The 23,010-nt window shown below is 44.1% G+C and carries 19 protein-coding genes; 10 read left to right on the forward strand and 9 right to left on the reverse strand.

Annotated elements, in window-relative coordinates; translation table 11 throughout:
* Positions 1–141: 141 nt before the first annotated feature.
* The 3 genes from QNM18_RS22185 to QNM18_RS22195 all read left to right on the forward strand — a co-directional run bounded on the left by QNM18_RS22185 (position 142) and on the right by QNM18_RS22195 (position 1,958).
* Positions 142–696, forward strand: coding sequence for a DUF6932 family protein (locus QNM18_RS22185; protein ID WP_284138473.1), 555 nt, complete (start codon positions 142–144; stop codon positions 694–696).
* 11 nt (positions 697–707) lie between these two features.
* Positions 708–881: a hypothetical protein gene (locus QNM18_RS22190; protein WP_284138474.1), complete on the forward strand. Its 174-nt coding sequence runs from the start codon at positions 708–710 to the stop codon at positions 879–881.
* 297 nt (positions 882–1,178) lie between these two features.
* A complete protein-coding gene (locus QNM18_RS22195; RefSeq protein WP_284138475.1) occupies positions 1,179–1,958 on the forward strand; it encodes a class I SAM-dependent methyltransferase in 780 nt (259 codons plus the stop codon).
* A 338-nt stretch (positions 1,959–2,296) separates the two neighbouring features.
* Here the strand turns inward: QNM18_RS22195 and glmS are convergent, their stop codons facing one another.
* From glmS to QNM18_RS22220, 5 genes are all read right to left on the reverse strand, one after another.
* On the reverse strand, positions 2,297–4,117 hold the full coding sequence (gene glmS, locus QNM18_RS22200) for a glutamine--fructose-6-phosphate transaminase (isomerizing) (RefSeq protein WP_211012611.1): 1,821 nt from the start codon (positions 4,115–4,117) through the stop codon (positions 2,297–2,299).
* 30 nt (positions 4,118–4,147) lie between these two features.
* On the reverse strand, positions 4,148–4,924 hold the full coding sequence (locus QNM18_RS22205; RefSeq protein WP_023398964.1) for a DeoR/GlpR family DNA-binding transcription regulator: 777 nt from the start codon (positions 4,922–4,924) through the stop codon (positions 4,148–4,150).
* 352 nt (positions 4,925–5,276) lie between these two features.
* Positions 5,277–7,688 carry an ABC transporter permease gene (locus tag QNM18_RS22210; protein WP_284138476.1) on the reverse strand — a complete coding sequence of 804 codons (2,412 nt, stop codon included), beginning with the start codon at positions 7,686–7,688 and terminating at the stop codon, positions 5,277–5,279.
* A 15-nt stretch (positions 7,689–7,703) separates the two neighbouring features.
* Positions 7,704–8,405: an ABC transporter ATP-binding protein gene (locus QNM18_RS22215; RefSeq protein WP_211012613.1), complete on the reverse strand. Its 702-nt coding sequence runs from the start codon at positions 8,403–8,405 to the stop codon at positions 7,704–7,706.
* Between the two features lie 24 nt (positions 8,406–8,429).
* Positions 8,430–9,692 (reverse strand): efflux RND transporter periplasmic adaptor subunit, encoded by a 1,263-nt coding sequence (locus QNM18_RS22220; protein ID WP_284138477.1) that lies wholly within the window; start codon positions 9,690–9,692, stop codon positions 8,430–8,432.
* A 210-nt stretch (positions 9,693–9,902) separates the two neighbouring features.
* On the opposite strand from QNM18_RS22220, the gene QNM18_RS22225 reads away from it, so the two are divergent.
* The 4 genes from QNM18_RS22225 (at position 9,903) to QNM18_RS22240 (ending at position 15,579) form a co-directional block, all read left to right on the forward strand.
* Positions 9,903–11,282 (forward strand): sigma-54-dependent transcriptional regulator, encoded by a 1,380-nt coding sequence (locus QNM18_RS22225; protein ID WP_284138478.1) that lies wholly within the window; start codon positions 9,903–9,905, stop codon positions 11,280–11,282.
* Positions 11,283–11,285: 3 nt separating this feature from the next.
* Positions 11,286–12,590, forward strand: coding sequence for a sensor histidine kinase (locus tag QNM18_RS22230; protein ID WP_284138479.1), 1,305 nt, complete (start codon positions 11,286–11,288; stop codon positions 12,588–12,590).
* 89 nt (positions 12,591–12,679) lie between these two features.
* On the forward strand, positions 12,680–13,429 hold the full coding sequence (locus QNM18_RS22235) for a LytR/AlgR family response regulator transcription factor (protein WP_211012617.1): 750 nt from the start codon (positions 12,680–12,682) through the stop codon (positions 13,427–13,429).
* Positions 13,430–13,587: 158 nt separating this feature from the next.
* Positions 13,588–15,579 (forward strand): TonB-dependent receptor, encoded by a 1,992-nt coding sequence (locus tag QNM18_RS22240; RefSeq protein WP_284138480.1) that lies wholly within the window; start codon positions 13,588–13,590, stop codon positions 15,577–15,579.
* Positions 15,580–15,612: 33 nt separating this feature from the next.
* Here QNM18_RS22240 and QNM18_RS22245 read toward each other — a convergent pair whose 3' ends face one another.
* Positions 15,613–15,909, reverse strand: a complete 297-nt coding sequence (locus QNM18_RS22245) for a DUF6482 family protein (RefSeq protein WP_211012619.1) — start codon at positions 15,907–15,909, stop codon at positions 15,613–15,615.
* A gap of 177 nt (positions 15,910–16,086) precedes the next feature.
* Between QNM18_RS22245 and QNM18_RS22250 the strand changes: the two genes are divergently transcribed.
* Genes QNM18_RS22250 through QNM18_RS22260 form a run of 3 tightly spaced genes read left to right on the forward strand, consistent with a single transcriptional unit; the run spans position 16,087 to position 18,705 of the window.
* Entirely contained in the window at positions 16,087–17,370 is a 1,284-nt protein-coding gene (locus QNM18_RS22250) for a LysM peptidoglycan-binding domain-containing protein (protein ID WP_284138481.1), read from the forward strand.
* A gap of 22 nt (positions 17,371–17,392) precedes the next feature.
* Positions 17,393–18,076 carry a hypothetical protein gene (locus QNM18_RS22255; RefSeq protein ID WP_211012621.1) on the forward strand — a complete coding sequence of 228 codons (684 nt, stop codon included), beginning with the start codon at positions 17,393–17,395 and terminating at the stop codon, positions 18,074–18,076.
* Positions 18,055–18,705, forward strand: a complete 651-nt coding sequence (locus QNM18_RS22260) for a pesticin C-terminus-like muramidase (RefSeq protein WP_284138482.1) — start codon at positions 18,055–18,057, stop codon at positions 18,703–18,705. The genes QNM18_RS22255 and QNM18_RS22260 overlap by 22 nt, the downstream gene beginning before the upstream one ends.
* Here the strand turns inward: QNM18_RS22260 and thpR are convergent.
* The 3 genes from thpR to QNM18_RS22275 form a co-directional block, all read right to left on the reverse strand.
* Positions 18,695–19,222, reverse strand: coding sequence for an RNA 2',3'-cyclic phosphodiesterase (gene thpR / locus QNM18_RS22265; RefSeq protein WP_211012623.1), 528 nt, complete (start codon positions 19,220–19,222; stop codon positions 18,695–18,697). The genes QNM18_RS22260 and thpR overlap by 11 nt on opposite strands.
* Positions 19,222–19,743: a hypothetical protein gene (locus tag QNM18_RS22270; protein ID WP_417714864.1), complete on the reverse strand. Its 522-nt coding sequence runs from the start codon at positions 19,741–19,743 to the stop codon at positions 19,222–19,224. Before QNM18_RS22270 ends, thpR begins: the two co-directional genes overlap by 1 nt.
* 116 nt (positions 19,744–19,859) lie before the next feature.
* Complete coding sequence (locus QNM18_RS22275; RefSeq protein WP_284138483.1) at positions 19,860–23,006, reverse strand: lantibiotic dehydratase; 3,147 nt, start codon at positions 23,004–23,006, stop codon at positions 19,860–19,862.
* Between the last annotated feature and the right edge of the window lie 4 nt (positions 23,007–23,010).

Genomic DNA, 23,010 nt, shown 5'->3' on the forward strand with positions numbered 1-23,010 from the left:
TGTCAATATTTACAGCTTGAATATAATTATTTTAAATCAAATTGAAAATAATTATAAAACACACTTTACAGCTTAAAATTATTGAATTAACCTTTGGAATAAATAAATGAGAAAACGACATTATTAATAATAAAGTGGTGTATGGAATATTTTAATGAAGTTCCCTTTGAGGAGCTTAATTTCAATAACAAAGGATTGCTACCTTCTTTAATACATGACGAAGACGGAGTATTAAAGTATAGCTCTCCTTACGAAATTTCATGGCAAAGCCTAGAGTTGTTATTTGCACATAATACTCTAAGAAAAAGGTTATCAGATAATTTATGCCTTTTGATAAGCGATTTGCAAAACAGTGAAATCCATATTGCACGCATTTTTATAGGTGGGTCTTTTATTTCAACGAAGCCTGATCCAGATGATTTAGACATTTTGATCTTCTGGCATCCAAAAGAAAGAATAAATAACAGGCAAGAGTTAGAAGGTTACTTAGAAAGTAACGCCCATTTATTTGATAAAGAATCAATATCTAAAAAGTACAGAATTCAAGTTCATTTTCATGGACTTCTTGGTCCACTGGATACGGCTATTAATATAGCTTCAAAGTGGACGATACTAAATTCTCATTCTAGAGAATATGATTGCTTGAGGGGTATTATTAGCATTACCCATGGCAATTTAAATAATATTAATAATTAAAGGAGTTAAATATGTCATTTTGTTTTGGTAAAGATACAAGCACTTTAGTTTCACAAGAAAACGCTGTAGAAGCATGGGGCGGTGAACTAAACTCAGTTAAGAACGTAGAGATCAACAACGAAGTACAAAAAGATAATCAACGTTCTGACACGCTTGACCTAAGTGTTAACACTCTAAACGTATAGAGTCTGACTTTACACTAATCATGGTGTAAACAACTGCACTATCACATTCATATAAAAACAAAATGTGGTAGTGCCACTTCCTTATATCCCCCACATTTAAAACCACCAACAAGCATTAACAGACAAATTAACAAACAATTAAAAACACGGTTAGATATTACAGTAAAAAATAAAGTTAAATTATATTAAATTCAAAAAAACACCAAAACTAAAATCAACACAGAAAACACACCAATATAAACACATCACTGGTTTTAGTAGATTAAAAGTTCTCTTTAAAATAAAAAGGGTAATCAAATGCTTAATAAAACTAAGCTTATAGATGAGATTAACAACATAGATGATGTCCAAGAGCACATTCTGTCTCCCCAACTGAACACGCAACAGCAGTGTGATTATTTACACCACCTTTTTTCTAAGTTTGTTAACAGTGAGCCGACGACAAAGTTGCTTGATGTAGGTTGCGGTTATGGTCGCCATGCACTCATCCTCTCTGAGTTTAATTACGATATTACGGGTGTTGACCTGAGCGAGTCAGCGATTTCAAGAGCCGAGAGTAAACTGGAAGGGCGTGCTAACCCAACCTTCATAGTTGATAACATCGCATCGTTTAAATCTGATACTCTGTTTGACGGCGCTTATGCACACAACTCCGTTTTATGTTACGTTGACTCAGAACTTGCCCCCACAGTTTTGCAAAACATATCTGATCATTTAAAGCCCAAAGGGATATTTATTTTTGATTACTATTACCCGATCAACTTGTTAGCTCAAGGTGACTACTTACATGATATTGAGCATGCCTCAAGCTTTGAAGGCATCGACTTGTCAATCAACATCAAAAACTCAATTGACACCGAAGTACAGCAACACACTTCAGATATTCATTACTTATTAAAAACGCAAGATCAGGAAAAGTCATTTACTTTAAAAGACACTCTCCATTACTGGGAGCCTGAAGAAATGCATGAGATGCTGCTAAATAACGGCTTTAGTCGAGTCCTTCTAGTCGACCGAGAGACAAAACAGGCAATATCTCCAACAACTAAAGGCATTTTGGTCCTTGCTGAAAAGTAGTTTACTTGGTGCGCCACTGCATCGCTATTAGGCTCAATTTAGTCTAATAGCGATAGTCATTCAGCCCGACAGCCATAATTGCACAAAATTTGTCGCTAACACCCATGAAAAGTCATACTTCAAAGCGCAGCCAATCAAGGTAGCGACCAGCAGCATACTTCACTATTGTGTTCTCTAAGTTGTTCGAATAAACATCTAAAAAAGTAAGAACTGCTATCTTTCTAAATATTAGGGAAAATTTAAATGAGCGACTGGCGTTCACTGGGCTGTGAGAATTCTAGGTTAAACACAGCAAAAAAAGGCGCTTACGCGCCTTTTTCAAACCCCTAAATACCTAATTACTCAACCGTTACAGATTTAGCTAGGTTACGTGGTTGGTCAACATCAGTGCCTTTGATCACAGCAACATAGTACGACAAAAGCTGTAGTGGGATTGTATAGACAACTGGCGCGATGATGTCTTCAACGTGGTTAACGTTCATTACACGCATTGTGTCATCAGAAGCAAACGCGGAATCTTTGTCTGCAAATACGTAGATAATACCGCCGCGAGCGCGCACTTCTTCAACGTTTGATTTAAGCTTTTCAAGCAATTCATTGTTAGGTGCCACAACAATGATTGGCATATCCGCATCAATCAGTGCAAGCGGACCGTGCTTTAATTCACCCGCTGCGTACGCTTCTGCGTGAATATAAGAGATCTCTTTTAACTTAAGCGCCCCTTCCATTGCGATTGGATACTGTGAGCCACGGCCAAGGAACAGAGAATGATGCTTGTCTGCAAACTCTTCCGCCAACGCCTCAATGCCTTCAGCCATGCTCAGCGCTTCTTCTAGCTTGTTTGGTAAAGTCTTAATAGCATTAACAATAACACTTTGGTCACGACCTTTTTCTTGCGCGATCGATGCAGTTAGCATCAATAAGCCAACAAGTTGCGTCGTGAAAGCTTTAGTAGATGCAACGCCAATCTCCGCGCCTGCCTTGGTCATAAATGCCAAGTCAGACTCACGCACCAATGAAGAGCCAGGTACGTTACAGATGGTCATTGATGCCATGTAGCCCTGCTCTTTAGCTAAACGTAATGCCGCTAAAGTATCCGCCGTTTCACCTGACTGAGAAATAGTAACAAGTAGGCTATTTTCGTGAACAAACGACTCACGATAACGGAATTCTGATGCAATTTCGACATTACAACTCACGCCTGCAAGTTGCTCAAGCCAGTAGCGCGCAACCATGCCTGAATGGTATGACGTACCACACGCGATGATTTGAACGTGTTTTACATCTTTAAAAATCTGATTCGCGCTGTCGCCAAACGCATCGATTGCAACGCGATCGTTTTCAAGGCGGCCTTCAAGAGTGTTACGTACGGCCAGCGGCTGTTCGTAAATTTCTTTTAGCATGTAGTGTCGGTATTCGCCTTTACCAGAAGCGTCTTGCGTGATGTTAGACTCAACCACTTCGCGTTCAACTGGATTGCCTTCAATATCGAAGATCTCAACCGTGTCATGTGTAATACGTGCAACATCGCCCTCTTCTAAGAAGATAAAGCTGCGCGTAACTGGTAAAAGAGCTAACTGATCTGATGCAATAAAGTTCTCGCCAAGGCCTAAACCAATCACTAACGGGCTGCCTGAACGTGCAACGATGATCTCATTGTCGTTTTCTTTATCGAATACCACTGTACCGTAAGCACCTTCAAGCTGTTTTGTTGCCGCTTGAACTGACTCAAGTAAGCTGCCATGTTGCTGGCGTAGTTGGTGGATCAGGTGCACCATGACTTCCGTATCTGTATCCGATAAGAATGTATAGCCATCTTCTGTTAACGCATTGCGCAGTGCTTCATGGTTTTCGATGATACCATTGTGTACCAGCGCAATTTGTTCATTTGATAAATGTGGGTGAGCATTCGCTTCGGTTACACCACCATGTGTTGCCCAACGTGTATGTGCAATACCAGTTGTACCTTTTACTTCAGCGCGCTCTAGCGCCGCTGCTAAATTCGCAACTTTACCAACTGCTTTTACCGTATTAAGTACACCCGCATTGCTCAGCGCAACGCCCGCAGAATCATAGCCACGGTACTCAAGACGTTTTAAACCTTCAATTAAAATTCGATTAACTGGGCGCTCTGCCACAGCTCCTACGATGCCACACATAATCTCTCCATTTGTTGCACGTTAGTGTGTTTATTTTTGTGTGATCTCTGCACAGATCACGTTTACGCCATGAGCCTCGATCGCTTGGCGCATCTCAGGTGCCAAGGTGTTGTCGGTGATCAAGGTTGTGACTTGCTGCCAAGGCAGCTCTAAATTTGGAATTTTGCGACCAATCTTTTCAGATTCAACCAGCACAATGACTTCTCTTGCGGTCTCTGCCATTACCTTGCTCAATCCAATCAACTCATTAAATGTGGTGGTACCGCGTGCCACATCAATGCCATCGGCACCAATAAATAGCTGATCAAAGTCATAAGAGCGTAGCACTTGTTCGGCAACTTGACCTTGGAATGACTCTGAATGCGGGTCCCATGTACCACCGGTCATCAAAAGAGTGGGTTCATTCTCAAGTGATAATAAGCGGTTCGCAATGTTGATGGCATTGGTCATGACCACCAAACCACGCTTCTTCGCCAGTTCAGGGATCATCGCGGCGGTCGTTCTACCACTATCAATAATAATTCGATTGTGGTCGCGGATCAGTGCCGCAGCGGCTTTTGCTATGGCGACTTTACGCAATGGATCTTGCTTATCTATATCTGTGGCAACAATCTCTTTAGGCAGTGCGACCGCTCCGCCGTAGCGACGTAGTAGTAAGCCACTTTTTTCAAGTGCGGTTAAATCCTTTCGAATCGTAACTTCTGAAGTTTCAAACTCAGCAGCCAAAGCCTCTACACTGACTTCACCTTCGTTATTAACACGACTGACAATGGTATGGCGGCGCTGTTGAGTGTTACGTTTGGTCATTTACCTTTCACATAAGTTTCGTTTCGAAATTTACGTGTATTCTAGACGAAACATTGGAGGTTATTCAAGTTTAAATTTGTTTAAATAATTTACAATTTTATGAAGCCGTCACTCACTGCGACTACCCGCTGCATTTATAAATGAATGACATGCCAATGAAAACGGTACTCCGCAACCTCTAATATGCGTTGCTGCGCACCCAGACAGTCATATCAATGGCGCTAAAGTCAGAGGGGTTAATGGCTACGATGTGTCTAGGCATGTTGTGATGATCATGGACCTAAAAATGGCAATTTGCACACTGGTGTGCCAATCAGAAAAAAGCCAGCGCCCCGGCGCTGGCTTCTTCCCATTACTCGTAACGTAAAATCAAAGACGGTCGTATACTGGCAGCCCGAAACGCCAGCGTGGCAACAGTTAACCAAGTGCTCACTGCCACAAAACTTGCACTGAACAGATATATCCAAATTGCCTGTGATATACGCTCATTAAAGTGATTCAGCCACCCATCCAAGAACCAATAACTTAACGGAAATGACAATACCATTGCAGCCATGATTAACACTAAATATTCTTTCGCAAGTAAATTAACAATACTAATACGAGAAGCGCCAAGCACCTTTCGAACTGCAACCTCCTTTTGCCTGCGAAACGCAGAAAACGACGCGAGTCCCAACACACCCAAACAGGTTAAAAATACCGCCAACGAGCTAAAGAACAAAACTAACTGCTGTACACGATGTTCGCTAATGTGTGCTTGCTGATACTCATCTTCTATACGTGTGACAGATACCTCATGAAGCTTTAATTGTTCTGTCACTACTGCTCGCAATTGCTGCGCCACGTCAGATGCAGCCACCGAGCCATCCAACTTGACCACGATGTTTGCAGACGAGTGGCTAATGACGCCAGCACGAAATGATATCGGCAATTGAGTTTGCTTCGCAGAGCCCAGTTTCACGTCGGCAACAACACCAACTATATTCACTTGAGTGCGGCCTCGGCGCGCTGTCGCTTGTTTACCTATGACCTCTTGCGGATCCGTGTAACCTGCAAGTCGCATCATACTTTCAGAGATCAATATTGCATAGCGGGTAATACCTTGCTCATCTGTATGTGCCCAGTCCGTGCCATACTGAGGAGAAAAGTCACGCCCAGCCAACACGGTAAGGCCTAGTGTTTCTGCTGCATAAAATCCGGTTGAAACAGTCGGTTGCGTACCTTCCACTTGCTCACCATTGGGCCAAGTTAAGTGCAACTCACCATTCATATCAACGGTTAGATTGGTATTACTGGCGGTGGCCTGAGAAACACCAGGTATGCTGCGAATGGTATCAAATAGACGGTTATTGTCGGTTTTAAAGACTAACTCAGCTGGCAGGTCCTTAACCAATAATCGCTCTGTTTTGCCATACCCCACTTCCAAGTCATTCACTAACGCCATTTGTTTGTAGATGGTCACTGCAGCGATGATCAACGCAATTGATAACACACTTTGTAAATATAGCGTCAGTTTACGTACCCAGATTGCGGTTTTTCCACGTTGCAGGTCGCCACTCAATACCCTTTTTGCACTATAAGAAGAAATGAACAGCGCAGGATATAAGCCAGATAGCACGCCAACCAATAAAATTACGACAATAACGCCACTTAAAAACCACATAGAAAAGTCTAAGCTCAGCTGCCTGTTCAACAACTGGTTTACGCTGGGCAGCGCAATTTCCACTAATGCAAATGCAATTAAACCAGCGACACTCGCAACCAATATAGCCTCAGTCAAAAACTGCTGAACAAGTTGCAAACGGCTCGCCCCCAAAGCTTTTCTCACACCAACTTCTTTGGCACGCTTGGCCGCAGCGGCAATATTTAAGTTAATAAAATTGGTGCTCGCCACCAATAGCAAGACCACGGCCAATGCCACACTCACCCACATAACTTGCTTTGAGCCACCTTGCTTCATTTCAAAGGGGCCACGGCTATTAAAGTGCACATCGAGCAGCGGTATCATATGCAGTGATAAAGTTTTTCTACGACCTTGCTGTCTTTCGGTAAAAGTACGATTAAGCTCGGTTTCAATGGCAGTTGCATCGGCATTCGGTGCCAAGCGCATATACACATAACCATGAACGTCCGGGTCGGCATGTTTGGGCAGCGCAGTCAACGTATGAAAGTAAAAATGCGTATTGTCTGGTAAGTCTTCAAATACAGCAGCGACAGTATAACTGCCAGAACCATGATTCAGCTGTTCGCCCACTATATCAGTGCGGCCAAATAAGCTGATCGCCGTGCTTTGACTTAGCGCTAATTGGTCCGGCAATGAAATGGCATCTTGCACCGATCCCGCCAACACGTTTAGAGTCACAAAATCGAGCAGATTGTTGCTGACAGAATAAAAATCAGGCAGCTGCACTTGTCTGTCCGCGACTTTAACAGTCAAAGCCAACGGCGCATTATAAAACTCTAAACTGTCGGCATCAGCAAGCAACAAAACATCTTCAACCTGAGTTTGCTGTTTCATCAAAAATGGCGCATCAGTCCCTGCAGTCCCAACAAATTGCAAACCCCAGCTGCGATAATCTGTATGTACTCGATACACCCGCTCTGCATTTGGCTGTGTGCGGTCAAAAGAAAATTCATAAACTGCAAATAAAGTTACCATAATGGCGGCAGCCAACCCTAGACTCAGCCCCAATACATTTAGCGCAAAATGTTGTTTATGCTTGGCAAATGCACGCACAGCAGTGGTGATATAACTTGAAAACATAATGCCTCCTACTACTTACGCAACATGGCTTGGTTGAGTTACTTGACTGGCTTTGTCCACCAAGATCCGACCGTCTAATAGCCGGACCACCCTATCTGCATAGTCTCCTTCCGTTTCGGAGTGTGTCACCATGATCACGGTGGTACCTTCTCGATTTAGCTCACGTAACATCGCCATCACTTCTTGAGAGTTTTTGGAGTCTAAGTTTCCAGTTGGCTCATCGGCTAGAATCAGTTTCGGGTTGATCACCAAGGCCCGTGCGACAGCGACACGCTGCTGTTGACCGCCCGAGAGCTGTTGCGGTAAATGATCAGCTCGATGGTCAATACCAACACGTTTTAAAATCTCTTCAACGCGCTGATTTAGTTCTGCTTTTGATACATTTTGGTATTGTAGGGGCAACGCGACATTCTCAAACACTGTCAACTCGTCGATCAGATTAAAGCTTTGGAAGACAAATCCGATTGACGCTTTTCGCAAGTTTGCCATCTGTTGTTCAGAAAAGCCGGACACTTCGGTACCGTCAAACAGATAGCTACCGCTTGAAGGGCCATCTAACAGCCCTAAAATGGATAATAAGGTGGACTTTCCACAACCTGAAGGGCCCATAATGGCAACAAACTCACCATCACTGACGGTTAAATTGATACTATCGAGTGCAGTTGTCTCAACTTCATGGGTTCTAAATACGCGATTTAATTGTGAGAGCTTAATCATTTTCCTGTCCTTTAATGCTTTTTATTAGTTACTGAGATTTAAAACATGGGCTTTATCAAAGTTGCCATAATGAGAGGTGATCACGTGCTCTCCCGGTGCAAGGCCTGATATTACTTGGTAATAGTGTTGATTCTTTTTGCCCAACTGTACGTTGCGGCGCTGCGCTTGGGTGCCATTCTCATTAAGCACAAACACCCAGTGACCGCCACTGGTGCTAAAAAAAGCGCCTCGTGGCAGCAAAGTCGCTTGGTTTTGATCGTTGCTAAACATCAGTTGTGCATCTAACCCTTGGCCACGTTTGATATCCTGTGTCCCAGAAGGCAATGCAGCTTCAATTTGAAATTGTGCATTAGTGACGCGACTATCAATTTTGCTTACTTGTGCATGCAGCATTTGGTCGCCATGTGCAATCTCGATAGCCATGCCTAGCGACACCTGATTGAGATAGAATTCGTCCAAACTGACTGCCAGTTTAAACTCACCTGGGATATCGATTTGACCAAGGCGCGCACCCGCTTGTTTGGACTCGCCAACCTGCACATCCAACTCGCTTAGATAACCTGATACAGGTGCTATGATCTGCAAACTTTCGAGGTTTTTACGCGCGAATTGCAAGTTTTCTTGTAACATTTTTGCACTGTCCTCCAGCTGTGCTAACTGCACTTTGCGAATGCTGGTTTCCTGTTTTTGGCGCTCTATAGTTAGCGCATGAATATCACGGTTATATTGTAGGTTTTCGCGCACTTCATCGACTTCCTCTTGGCTGATCAAACCTTTGCTCAAAAGGGCTTCTGATTGCGTTAATTTCCTTTTTAAGTGGCTGATCTCCAATTCAATATCCAATAAATCACGCTTTAAATTGAGCGCATTGGTGGTCATGGTCATTTGCGTATTGCGCAAAAAGTTTAACTGCTCAGTCACCTGTGCTTCACGACTCATTACGTCCAACTGTAAATTGGTATTAGAGAGCTGTACCAAAGGCTGTCCTTGCTCAACATAAGTGCCTTGCTCTAGCAATCGCGCTTCAACACGGCCACCCGAAACAGTATCTAAAAAAATGGTCGTTTTAGGGATGACCTGTCCACGCACACTCAGTGCATCTTTAAACCCCCCGCTGACAACTTCACTGACCGTCAGGCCAGCCATATTCACCGTTTGAGACTGCCCTTGTTGTTGCGCCGATTGACTCATGCTGTACGCACCAAACCCGATCAGCAGTGCAACCGTCGTTGCAATTACAGGTTTTAAATATCTGCGACGTGTCGGCGTAGTAATTTTTTTGTCCATGGTATCGGCTCCTTTGGCTTCGATACCTTAACTACAACAAGTTTAATGCCAAAAATTAATTCCTTATAAATCAAAGCAATAAATAACTTCTCTAAATGCTATTTTTATAAGTGTCCGAAAACAGAACAGCTTAATGTCCATAGTTGGACAGTTAAATGGGTTTTACGTTAAGCTCTAAAGGTCAAAAAATAACAATTACGAGCTCAACGCATGGACAAGCAAGGCACCATTCTTATCGTCGATGACAACACAGACGTCTTACTTGCAGCAAAATTACTGCTGAAAAAACATCATAAAAAAATCATTACGACAAACAACCCGTTTGACGTCGAGTCACTACTTAACAGCCATTCTGTTGATGTCATTTTACTCGATATGAACTTTGATCGAGATGCCATCAGTGGCCAAGAGGGGTTCTACTGGCTAAAAAAAATCCACGCCCAAGATCAGAGCGTAGCCGTGGTACTCATGACCGCATATAGTGACGTACAGCTCGCCGTCGAAGCCATCAAAAATGGCGCAACCGACTTTGTTGCCAAGCCTTGGCAAAACGATCAACTTCTGACAGTCATTGCCACCGCGCTTGCACATGCGCAAGACAAAAAAGCACTCAGTCAGCTATCACGACAAACACAAGGACTCAGTCAGGCACTCAGCTCCCCCCAAAGTGAGTTTTTGGGTCAGAGTGACGCTATGCTGCAAGTATTTGATACCTTAAAGAAAGCAGCTAAAACCGACGCAAACATCTTAATTACAGGTGAAAGTGGCACAGGTAAAGAGCTCACGGCACACGCCATTCACGCCCAAAGCCCACGTGCGCACATGCCATTTATTAGTCTTGATATGGGTGCTGTATCAGAAAACTTATTTGAAAGTGAACTCTTTGGCCACAAGAAGGGGGCATTTACCGATGCAAAAGCAGATCGTGTCGGTCGTTTTGAACTGGCTCATGGCGGCAGCTTATTTTTAGATGAAGTCGCTAATATGCCTCTCGCACAGCAGGTAAAATTGCTTGCTGCTATCCAAAACAGGCAGATCACCCCAATTGGCGCTAATAAGGTCATTGATACTGATATTCGCCTCATATGTGCAACCAATGAAGCACTCCCTGAAGCCGTTGCAAATGGGCAGTTTCGCCAAGATCTGCTATATCGAATAAACACCATTGAAATCCGTCTTCCTCCGCTCAGAGAACGTCAAGAAGACATCCCACTGCTAGTGCAGCACTATGTCGATATCTATCAGCAAAAGTACCGCCGTGATTTAACCCTGCCTACCAGTGCCATGCGTTCACTCTGTGCATATCACTGGCCCGGCAATGTGCGTGAACTAGCACACACCATCGAACGTGCGGTGATCTTATCCGAAGGCAGCGAACTTGCCATCCATCACGTACTGGTTTCGCCACAGCAAACGGCTAATACGCCCACAGAGGCTTTACAGCCAGATACCTTTGATCTAGAAATTATTGAACAGCGCACGATCCGTGCGGCACTAAAGCACCACCAAGGTAATGTCAGTCATGCAGCCAAAGCACTGGGGCTGACTCGAGGCGCGATGTATCGCCGATTAGATAAATACGGGCTGTAGCATATGGATATACAGATTAAAGCTATGCTTGGCACAATCAGTTTACTGTTTAGTGGCGCTTTACTTTATTTATCCATTACTCATTACGGCGTGAGCGCAGTTACGGCGGTCATGCTACTTATTGCCATCATGCACATAGCTTGGATCAGTCGCCTCTTTCAACAAACATTGCGATATCCCGAGCAACTGTTTCGCGCTTTAGCCAATGGCGATCACACGCTCGGATTACCGCTGGCTCACCCGCTGCGCAAAAGTTACGAGCAAGCTCGAGCGCATATGCAAGCCGCGCAAATAGATGCCGAACGACAAGTTCAGTTTATCAACGCGGTGTTCAATCACATGGATCTACCGATGTTGATCTGTGATGAACATGAGCAAGTGATTGAGCAAAGTACCGCAGCAAGTAAGCAGCTGGGAATTAAAATCAAACATTTAAAATCACTAAATGCAGGAAGTACCGAGGTATATAAATTCATTTCAGAGGCCAATACAAACAAACATGGCACCTTTACGTGGCAACACAAAGAGCAGCCAGACACCCTGTATATACAAGTAAGTACCTTGCGCGTACAGTATCAAGAATACAAAGTGGTGACACTGCAACCTATTACTGAGCAACTCAATGCCAAAGAGCAGCAAGCGTATAAACAATTAACCAAAGTACTGACACACGAGGTCGCAAACTCAATTACACCTTTGGCATCTATGGCGCAAACTTGCTTAACCTTACTTCCCGAGGGGTTGACATTTGATGAGCAGGAAGACAAACAAGACTTATCCCTTGCTCTGACGACTTTGGCGTCCAGAAGCACACATTTAAGTGAGTTTATACAAGAGTTTAGGCAATTGAGTAATTTACCTGCCTCCAAGTTGCAGCCCACAAACCTGAATGAGCTGCTAAATTCGATAAAACAGTTGTTTACAGCTCAACACCCCGACGTGCAATTTGAGGTGACATGTGCAACACACACCATGTGCACACTCGATGTGAAGCAAATTGAGCAAGTTCTAATCAACCTTGGTAAAAATGCCATTGAAGCGATGACCACAACCACACATATCGCCCCAAAAATCCAACTAACAAGCTTAGTTAACGAACAAGGTCAGCTGTGTGTCGATATCAGTGACAATGGTCCGGGCGTCAGTGAACAAGCCAGCAAAATGATGTTTGTGCCGTTTTTTTCAACCAAACAGCAAGGCTCAGGTATTGGCCTCAGCCTATCGAGACAGATAATGGTTCAACATGGTGGTGAGCTTATTTATTTAAATCGTCCAAAAGGCGCCTGTTTTCGCTGTGTATTTGGTTAAACAAGCTGCTTAAAATATCATCACATTTTTATAGGCAAATAGAATAATTCTAGTAAACTACTACCGCGTTTCTGATTTAGGGTTACATGATGACTGAACAACTTAAAAAGGAATGGCTGATCTCCTGTGCAGGTTGGAGTGCATTCATCTTTTTCATGACAGCAACCTATGTACTTTACGACTGGGCTATGCCACCCGCTGAGGAGATCAACAATCGACCTGGATGGGCTTTACAAGAATGGGGGATCTGGTATGTGCTGACACCTATCGTATTTCGTTTACTCAGCCAATACCACGGCGCCAAGCTTTTAACTAAACAGAAACTGATCGGCATCCTCTCGCTCATGCTCTGCATTTCAATGACTTACCAAGCCATTTTTGACTTCTTGGTACTTTGCGATCCGATCCCTTATACCATGCTCTATTTCGCGCCATCGCATCCATTGGTATTAGGCGTGATCAGCTATCTTTGGCACACTTTTTTACGCACAGACTTAACTGAACAACACGATGTATTTGAAGTAGATGCAGGCAGCAAAACCGCACTATTGAGTTATGCCGATATCACCCATATTAACTCTGCCAGCAATTATGTTGAGCTGCATACTGAGCATCAGCATTTCCTTAAACGCATCACGTTAAAGCAAGTTGAGCAGCAGCTGCCCAACTCTCAATTTATCCGTACCCACCGCTCTCATCTGGTTAATTTGAATTACATTGAGCGTATTCAAATCAAGCCTTCAGGCAGCGGACTGGTATTACTCAAAAGCGGCCAAACCGTTGCGCTGAGCAAGGCATTTAAGCCCGCGCTCAAAGCCAAACTCAAACATGTAGCCTAACAGCCAGCATGGCACTCGTCCCACGCCACTTGGGATGAGTGAACAATACCAGTCCATTCGTCCCAAAAAGCGACCAGCTATCCCTAGGTTATTGATTAGCATAGATTGATTTATTCAAATAAGTTCAGCAAGTAAGTTGACAAGGGACTCAATCAACCATGACATTTCGTAACTACCGGGCCATTTCACTCAGTGTATACTGCCTAGGTGCGTGTTATTTTAGTGCCTCTGCTGCATCAGAAATACCGCCTATGCCAAGTGAGCAATTTGCCGTCATACAATTTACCGATTCGGCACTCGACAACCTATATGGACAAAATGCGTTAGATAAAATCAACCAACTACCTGGCTTTACCTTATCGCAATCAAACTCACAGCGTGGGCTCAGTGCTGCCGCAGGCAATGTGCTGATCAATGGCGCTGCTGCTGTTTCTAAGTCTGAGTCGCTCACGAATATTTTAAGACAGCTGCCAAGTGACCAAATTGCCGCTATCCATCTATACAACAGCGGTCATCCCTTTGGCACTGCAAATCAATTTAATCAATTGGTTAATGTGATCACCCGTGCGCCTAAACTCAGCGCACACTGGCAAGCGCGCAGTAAACTCACGTCAGCTTATCAAGCTTATCGACCCAGTGAGTTAGCAACACAAATTTCGTTACCTGCAGATGTGTGGCAACATCAGGTCAATATGCACTATCAAGATGACCGCTATCAATCCACATCATTGTATGATGAACGCGATGAAGTCGGTAAGACGCTTGATAATGGTCATGAAGACTTCTTTGAAAAGCTCAATAGCCGCCAAATTTCGTTAACCAGTCAGCGTAATCTCACAGACACACGGCTTGCCCTGTCAATTAAAGCGACAAATGACGGCACTCAAATAGCACAACGTCGCAACAATGCTCGGCAACTTCCCTGGGAGTTTGATAGCTATCTATCTGAATCTGAGTATGAAATGAGTGTTAACTGGCAACACAGCGGCCAAAATAGTCAATGGCAATTTATTGCACTGCACAATCGTAATGTGACCGACGCCAATGAAGTCACATATCAACACAGCGCGACTGCTGATGTATATCAGCAGCACAAGGTTCAGCAAGAGCAAGTAGTACAGTTTAATTTTAGCGCGCCTAACATGCACTATGCACCAGAAATGGGCATTGAAATCAGTCGCAATCAATTAACTGCAATAACCTATTACGACGGTGGATTTGAGCAAGGCCAAGTCACTGAGTTACGCTATCAACCTTATGCAGCCATCACCACTGAACTAAGCGATCAATGGCAATTGTATACTCGCTTAAATACGGAGCGTACAATGTTATCCAGTAGCGCTCAGCAAGGCAGTAAAACCTATTTGGGCTTTATCAAACCTGTAGCTAGATTAAGTTACGACCCTCAATCGAATTGGGATGTCATTTTTACCGCTCAACATCACGTAGATCAGCTCGATTTTGATGACTTTGTACAGAGCCAAGATGCTGAATTCGACCGCACTCAATCTGGCAACCTGCAACTGAGACCAAGCCAGTACAGTGAGTTGGCGACCCAGTTCAATATTCGCCTAGCCGATACCCTAGTGATGAATTTCAATGTATTTCACCAATGGCAAAAAGACATACATGAATACCTACAATTGCCCGATGGCGACACTATGATCGGCAATGCGGGCCATGCGAGTCAGTTTGGTGGGTCACTCAGTGCGACCTGGCAAACTGAGAACTGGCTTGAAGGGAGCCAATTGAGCGTGAGCTATGATTATGCTCGTGCTCAGTATGACGACCCTCTCACTGGCAGTCGACCAGTCGATGGCCTTACGCCCCAGAGTGCTCATATCGAGTTTCGTCAAGATATGCAGCACTACAGCTGGGGGCTTGATATGTACATCCCAGAAAAAGAGACCAATTATTACGTTGACGAAATATACATAGAAAAAGACCAAATAGAAGTAAATGCGTTTGCAGAGTATCTACTATTCACTGATTTACGGATGCATATATCCGTTACTGCGCTCAACACGGCCAAGTACAGCTATGTGCAAAACTTTTACGCAAATAATCGAAGTGGCTCATACCTAGGCACAAGGCGTTTTGATGAACGTGTTGACCCCGTTGTCGCCGTTTCGTTACTGGGACAATTGTAGATTGGGGCATAGCGCCCCATTAAGCGACTAAGGTCAATGCACTAAAGGTAATTTAAAGCGGCAATGGCCATCACTGATGCTGCCGACCATTTCATCATAGGCAGTTTCCATATCGAGTGTGGCTTCTGTAGCACCGAGATGTGCCAGTTCAACCTCAGCTTCACGCAATGAGTTGTAGGTCACTACCTTACCCTGTTTGTCTGTGATCAGATGATAATTACCTAATACATCTAAACCACCAGCCAAATAATGATTGGAGTCTGCATAGCTAAGAATAATAGGGTCCATATAACTATGCTCAAATTGCTCTTTCAATTCTGTGCGATCCATAAAAACACCTCTTGCTAAATGGAACTACTTACTTAAACGCACTCACTCCCAGTTTAGTTCAAAAAATAAACAGAAACTATGTAAATTAAGCTTGGTGTACCAATTTTTTTAACTTGTGTATTTATTTCACTAACTTATAAAATAGTGCCACAAAAATAACAACAATACGGCGCCACCATGCTTAAACGATCGCTACTTATTGCTTGGGTACTATCACTGACAGCTTGCCAATCCACCCAAGACGACCTGACAGTTCATAGCCAAAACTCTCTGCCAGAATTACATATCGAGCCGACTCCTTTACCAGAGCTGAGTAAAGAGACTGTAGCTTCAGAGTTTCCCATCGCGCCAATGCAGGTTGAAGATGTTTGGCAGCGGATCCGCCAGCAAATCAGTTTCGCTCCATCAAGTCATCCTCGGGTACTGACTCGGGTAAATTGGTACCTCCAACATCCCAACTATATGGATACCATCAGCCAGCGCGCAGATCCGCTGCTGTACTATATTGTCACTGAAATCGAAAAACGTGGACTCCCTATTGAGTTAGCGCTGATGCCCTTGATTGAAACCGACTTTGACATGCAGGCTTATTCACACAAACACGCTTCAGGTCTATGGCAACTCACGCCTTTGATTGCAAAACATTATGGTATTGAAATAAACCCTTGGTATGATGGGCGTCAAGACCTCATTGATTCGACCAATGCTGCACTGGATTTTTTGACCTATTTGCACAAGCGCTTTGATGGCAATTGGTACCACGCTATTGCCGCCTATAACACTGGCGAAGGACGTGTTTTAAGGGCTATTGAAAACAATCGTAAAGCGGGAAAATCAACCGACTTTTTTGCCCTTAAACTACCGCGCCAAACGCGTCATTACGTGCCTAAGCTCATCGCAGCGACACAATTGCTTAAACAACAGCTCATGCCCTTTCCAGCCATTGCAAACCAACCGGCGATCAGCGTCGTTTCTTTGCCTGCTGCGACGATTTTAGACAGAGATCCAAACTGGTCTATGTTGGCTAAATTGAACACCGGCTACGCGCGTTTTCCGGCCTTGCTCGGTGGCCCCAATCGATTGATCATGCCCATAGATAAAACCGAAGAGTGGGCCGCTTATGCACAAAACCTACCGACCATGCCTAGTAACCAGTGGCAAACATACACAGTTCGTCGTGGTGATAGCCTCAGTGTCATTGCCGCCAATTATGAGCTCAGCGTCAGTCAATTAAAGTCATTCAACCAATTACGCTCAGATACCATACGTATAGGGCAACGCCTTGTATTGCCGGTATTGGCAGATCAACATTACACCTATACCGTCAAATCCGGAGACAGTTTATGGCGTATTGCTAAGCAATTTAATGTCTCGGTAAACAAGCTAAAGCAATGGAATGAACTATCAAACTCGACATTGCAGATTGGCAAGCAGCTGACCATATTTTTGGCTGCCCCCTGATCGCATCAAAAGGAAATGAATAATGTCTTCTCATCCAGACCAAATACCTGAGCCACCCAGCACTAAGCCCAAACTGAAATTGCGCTTATCACGCTCAAAAATGAACAGTATCTTGGCGCTATGTGCCATTTTAATCTCAGCGGCTTCCTTTTACGCCACCTACATGCAAGCCAAAGCCGCGCAGGAGCAAGTAACTGCTGCTGAAAGGCAGTTGTACGCAGAAACATGGCCATGGTTGCAGGTCAGCTACAGTGATTATGATATTGAAGCAGAGCGTGCGCATATGACAGTTAAAGTCAAAAATTCTGGCACCGGCCCCGCGCTGATCAAATCCATGAGTTTTTCCTACCGCGACACACAGTATGGCAGCTTAGTCGAGTTACTAAACGACTGCTGCAATCTAAATGCATATCAATCTGCACTCAAAGAGGCGCAAGCTGACAATGCCGACATCAACTACATGAAGCAGTTTGGCTGGTATGTGACCAGTAACCCCAATAATGCACTGCTAGCCGATGGCAACGATTTAGTGCTGTTTTCTATGGCGCGAAGTCAGTTTAACAACAGTTTATGGGAGAAAATTGGCGACATGGCCCATGACATAGAAGTAAATACTTGCTATTGCTCTCTACTCAAGCAATGCTACATAGTTAATAAAGCATCGGATGTAAAAAAGGTAGCGAATTGTTCCAGCGCTATACAGTAAATCGTAGAAAAGCAGCCAAACATATTTGTTTGTATGAAGGAGTCATTGCCCATTTGTATCTTGATACGCGGGGCAATGTAACCCTTGGCGCTGGTTTTCATATCACCAGCGCCAGTGCGCTCAATAAATTAGCATTGCGAGAAAAGACCACGCATAAAGCCGCTAGCCGGGCACTTAAGTGCCAAGAATTTGAGACCATCACACGTCTCCAGCCAGGACGGCTAGCCAGCTGGTACGAACCACATTGCAAACTCTACTTACCACATGAAGAGTGCATCAAACTACTGGAGAAAAAGATTGCCGAGTTTGAAGCGGAATTAGAAACGCTATTTAGTGCAAAAAATGGTTATATCCCCTTTCGCCGTATGCCAACCAATGCTCAGCTCGCACTACTCGACATGGCATACAATTTAGGTACTCCTAACTTGAGCCGAGCATGGCCCAACTTATTGCGCGCCATCAGCAGTGAAAACTGGCAGGATGCCGCTAAAGAATGTCGCCGAAAACATGTCAGTACAGCCCGCAACCAAGCCACAGAGCGCCTATTTAAACAGTGTGGCCATACCGGCATGTTGCAAAAGCTAAGTCACTTTATGCTTACCAAGGCACTCGCGTGGCTTAAGCGCTAAGTTTAAATGTATGGATAGGCGTGTAATGCAGTCCATCTGCCATTGAATGCGAATGATAAAGGTGAAACTGCGTCACAGAAATAGAAAAAGGCAAGATAGGCCTGTGTACCTGAGGTGTCGGTTTGACACTTCTAAATAATGTGATGTGCGGTGAAAACGGATGGGGGTTACGATACAGCCCTTGCTGCTCCGCGCAATGTCGCAATGGCTCAGCTAACTGCAATAACTGATGTGCATTTATGTGATCGGGCTGCAAATAAAATATCCCGTTGTGTGACCAGTAGCCGGTTTGCGAGAAGTGCAGTTGAAAGGGCGGCGGAGCGAGTGTTTCTGCGAACTCCACCAGCACCTCTTCTTGCCGGCTGTCCACTTGGCCCAAAAAAGCCAAAGTCAGATGCCAGTTGCGCATCAATGTGGGTGCTTTATTTGCACTCACATGCTGATCCAGCCAGCTTTGAATATCTAAAGCGTCGCTTTTTGCCAAGCCAATTCCAAAAAATAATCGCTTAGTTGCCACTATTTAAATACCACGCTTTTATCGCTTGGCCTGTAAGTACGGGTTTCTGGCTGTGTCCATTTTCCTTGTTTAAAGTATTGAGTTGCAACAGTAAATTTGCCATCTTTATAGCGACTGGTAGATTTGACTTCGGTAATACCATTTTGATTGCCAACAACCTGCTCGTAAGCCGCAAACTCATACTTGTTGATCACTTCAATGCGCCCTGAAGTGTAAAACCCCGCGGTGGTAAAGTAGTAAAACACCAAAGACTGCTTTTGTTTGTCCCAAAAGATCAAAGACTCGCCACCGTAGTCGCCTGAATTGATTGAGTGCAATGTTCTGATAGCGGTTCCATTGAGTGCGCGCTCCCAGCGACTAACATCTTGCACCGCAGGCGCATCTGCCGACATACTAAAGCTGGCTTGCCAAGTTCCCAAATAAGGCTTAAACACTTTAAGTTCGCTTGCCAACTCACCCGCCCAAATAGACGGGTTGTATATACATGCCATACATAACAACCAACGCAGAGTTTTCATCATTTTATTCCTCATTTTTTTAGACTGTAATTTATTCTGCATGGCTTTAACTTTAGTGTGCCTATATGTAAAGCACAAAAAAAGCGCTCAAGTGAGCGCTTTTTCGTGCATATTCGCAATTATGCTTTTTTATCTGCGGAAAAGTACTTACGACGCAATAGATCGTGTATTACCAGCTCTTGTTCTCTACCATACGCCTTGAACATGCGATTGTTGTGCATATGCAATAGTGAATTCAGCAATGAATCTCGAGTACAATTCAGTTGCTTTTCAGCGATCTGACGATTTAAAACTTCGATCACCGGGGCTGCACTGTTTTGCCATTGCTCTAAAATATTCAATATCGCAGATTGCGCTTCATCACATTGAGCCGCCTGTTCGGGTACTAACTTGATAAAATCATCGTCTAGCTTCTCTTGGTATTCGCGATAACGGTTACCCAGCTGCTTACGCAACGTACTGGTTTCATTGAACTCTCGACCAAAACCCTCACGCAATTGACTCACCAAAGTAAAACGCGCTTCATCCGTATACTCAAACATGCTCAACAGTCGATGGGTGCATGCCAGCGCAACGCGCCAACGAATATCTTCACCATACTCTTCTACTAATGCACATGATTGAGCAATTAATCGGCTATCAAACATAAACAGTGATTCAACCAAGCTCATTGATTCAGGGCCACCGTAACGCTCAACTTCTCGTTCGTAGGTCATTAGCTCAACCTTGTGAAGCTCTCCTGATTCAATTTTTGGATCCAGCAGTGCATTTAAGCGCGGCAACAATTGACCACACAATAGTTGCGGATCACCATGGAAACGCAGACGAATATGCCAATCAGGATCTCCATATCGAATAAAGAACCACTTATCATATAGCTCTGCATTTTGCTCAATCAAAGGTAATAATTCATCCGTCAATAACTGTTCGACCAATGAGTTACCTGAATAAATTTTTAAACTAAGCCACTCGGATCCAGCACTAAAACGACGCTTGATCGGCGCAGCGGTAATATTTGCAATAGGATCATCTGAGAAATGACTGTGTACCACAGCATGTTCGTTGAAAAACGGCACTATCACTTCATTGTTATAATGGTGACCAGCGCTATCCACAACACGAGAGCGATAAGCACTCGTCAATACTTCTTTTAGCTCGACTGTCATTTGGCCCTTGCTTTCTCCCAATAAAATGGCAAACATATCCGGGTTGCGTAAATCCAGCTGCAACACATTGTCTGCCATAGCAAAGCTTACTTGCGCATCCAACTGATATTTATTCATTAACTCGTCAAGCTGCTGGCGATTGAATTGACCTTTTTTATTTATCGCTTCCAACTCTGTACGCTCAATACGCCAAATCTTCTCACTGAGGATCAGATTATCTAACATCACTCGAGGTACAAATGAAGCACGCTCTGTGCTGGATGGCATGCTAAAGTGCGGCGCACGTCCCTCTTGGTGTTGCAGCATACATAGGAACTTGTATGCACTTAAGCTGCGCGCAGAGTAATTGTGTGCACTCGATAAACGTGGAATAACTTGCTTATTTAGACGCTTACTCCAGAGCTTCACTTTCTGACCTTCAACCCACACATGCAAATCACTGAGTGGAATTTGGAACTCGTCACTCAATGCACTGTCAGCCATAAACACAATTTCATATTGTCTCAAGTGCGGTCGAGCGATCACGTTACCAGGCCGCCCTTCAGGCATATGCACCACTTCTGCAAAAATGACGTCTTCACTGTGTGACTGTTCATGCGCTAAATGCTCGGTGACTGACTCTTTTAATTGCGCATCAAGGTGGCAGAATCGACCCAATAAGTTTGCTGCAGAAGGACCATAACAACCATTAAATTTGTAAACAGGGTTACCTCTATCATCTTGATACAGGCTCAGCATGGTGCCAAAAGAGTATGGAAAACTCTTAACTGCGTCTTTGTTGTTTATTTTTCCTTTAAGCTCTTTGCTCTTCAACACCACACAATCTTTACCCCGGTTTTCAGGTAAGCTCAGCGCGCGTTCAACAATGTTTTCAATCATGCTCACTTCAGGCGCTGTCGCCTGACTAGAACCATTGCGTGCCAAGTTTAACCCAGCCACTAACGGTGCTTCATAACCTGTTTCGGTAGAAATACCGATGCCTGATTCATCGTCTAAAATCACATCTAGAGGCACAAACTGGCCTTCAAAACGGCTATTGAACTGCGTCATAAACTGACTTAAACCAGAACTAGGGCTGGTGATAGTCAATCCAGCAATCACTTCCAATTGCTTTTGCACACGCTTGATTTCCATTTCAGAAATTTGGCACTGCTCAAACTCGCGATAAATATCACTTTGGAATAATTTGTTTTCTTGTGCCTTCACCGGCAAGTTTTCAAGGTGAGACAACAGCTGCTTATACGGCGCGATCTCGCCACTGCGTGCGTTATCAAGTTGCTCTATTTGGCTCAGTGCCGTTGCGAGCTTATCTGCCGCATCCAGCTCTTTAATGCCTTCAATAGATTTAAGTAATGCCTGATCTGGTGAATCGCCAGTCAATGGCAGTGGAATATCAGCCAGTAGCACACCTTCATCAATCAGGTCTTGAATATAACTTTCAACTTCTTCTTGATCCGCTTCTTGATAGTGAGCAAGAAAACGCGTAACTAGTTCATTGAAACTTAAACCTGGCTTAGCCAATTCCAGCGCAAACTTAAAATACTCATCGCTTTCAACGGCACTCAGCCGATACTGCATGGTGTCATCAGACAAGTAAGTCTCAATATAGCGACACTGCTCAGCAATAAAATAATGTGATGAATTTGGTTTGTAAGTCAGGTGATCTGAGCGAGAGGCATGTTTGATAAAATGTTCTTTTAACGCCGACAAATAAAACATATCAAGTCGGGTTTTGCGTGTATCTTTAGTGTGCGACGCTGGTGTTAAAGTGGTTTGGCTATCCACCTTCCCTTGGTGAATACCTGAAAACAAACCAAATGGCGTAGGGCGCGAACACATGCGTACCATGTATTTAATCAGTGCATGAGCGACTTTTTTACCCTGCTTAGAGTCTGGTTTAGTGCGCCATTGTTCGATGCGTTCCAGCAGCGAAGGACTGGCCAGATAAATCGCTTCTTCCACACCCGGTGTCGCCAACCACGCACTTAAAAGCGTGTTTGTGTCTTGGTTTTCATCGCCAAATGCCACCAGCTGCTCTAAAGCCAAACGCGGTGTACGTATTACAAAAAAGTTATCATTTTTTAATTGTTTGCTAGACATATTT

The organism is Pseudoalteromonas obscura, assembly GCF_030135505.1.
Taxonomy (GTDB): Bacteria; Pseudomonadota; Gammaproteobacteria; order Enterobacterales; family Alteromonadaceae; genus Pseudoalteromonas; species Pseudoalteromonas obscura.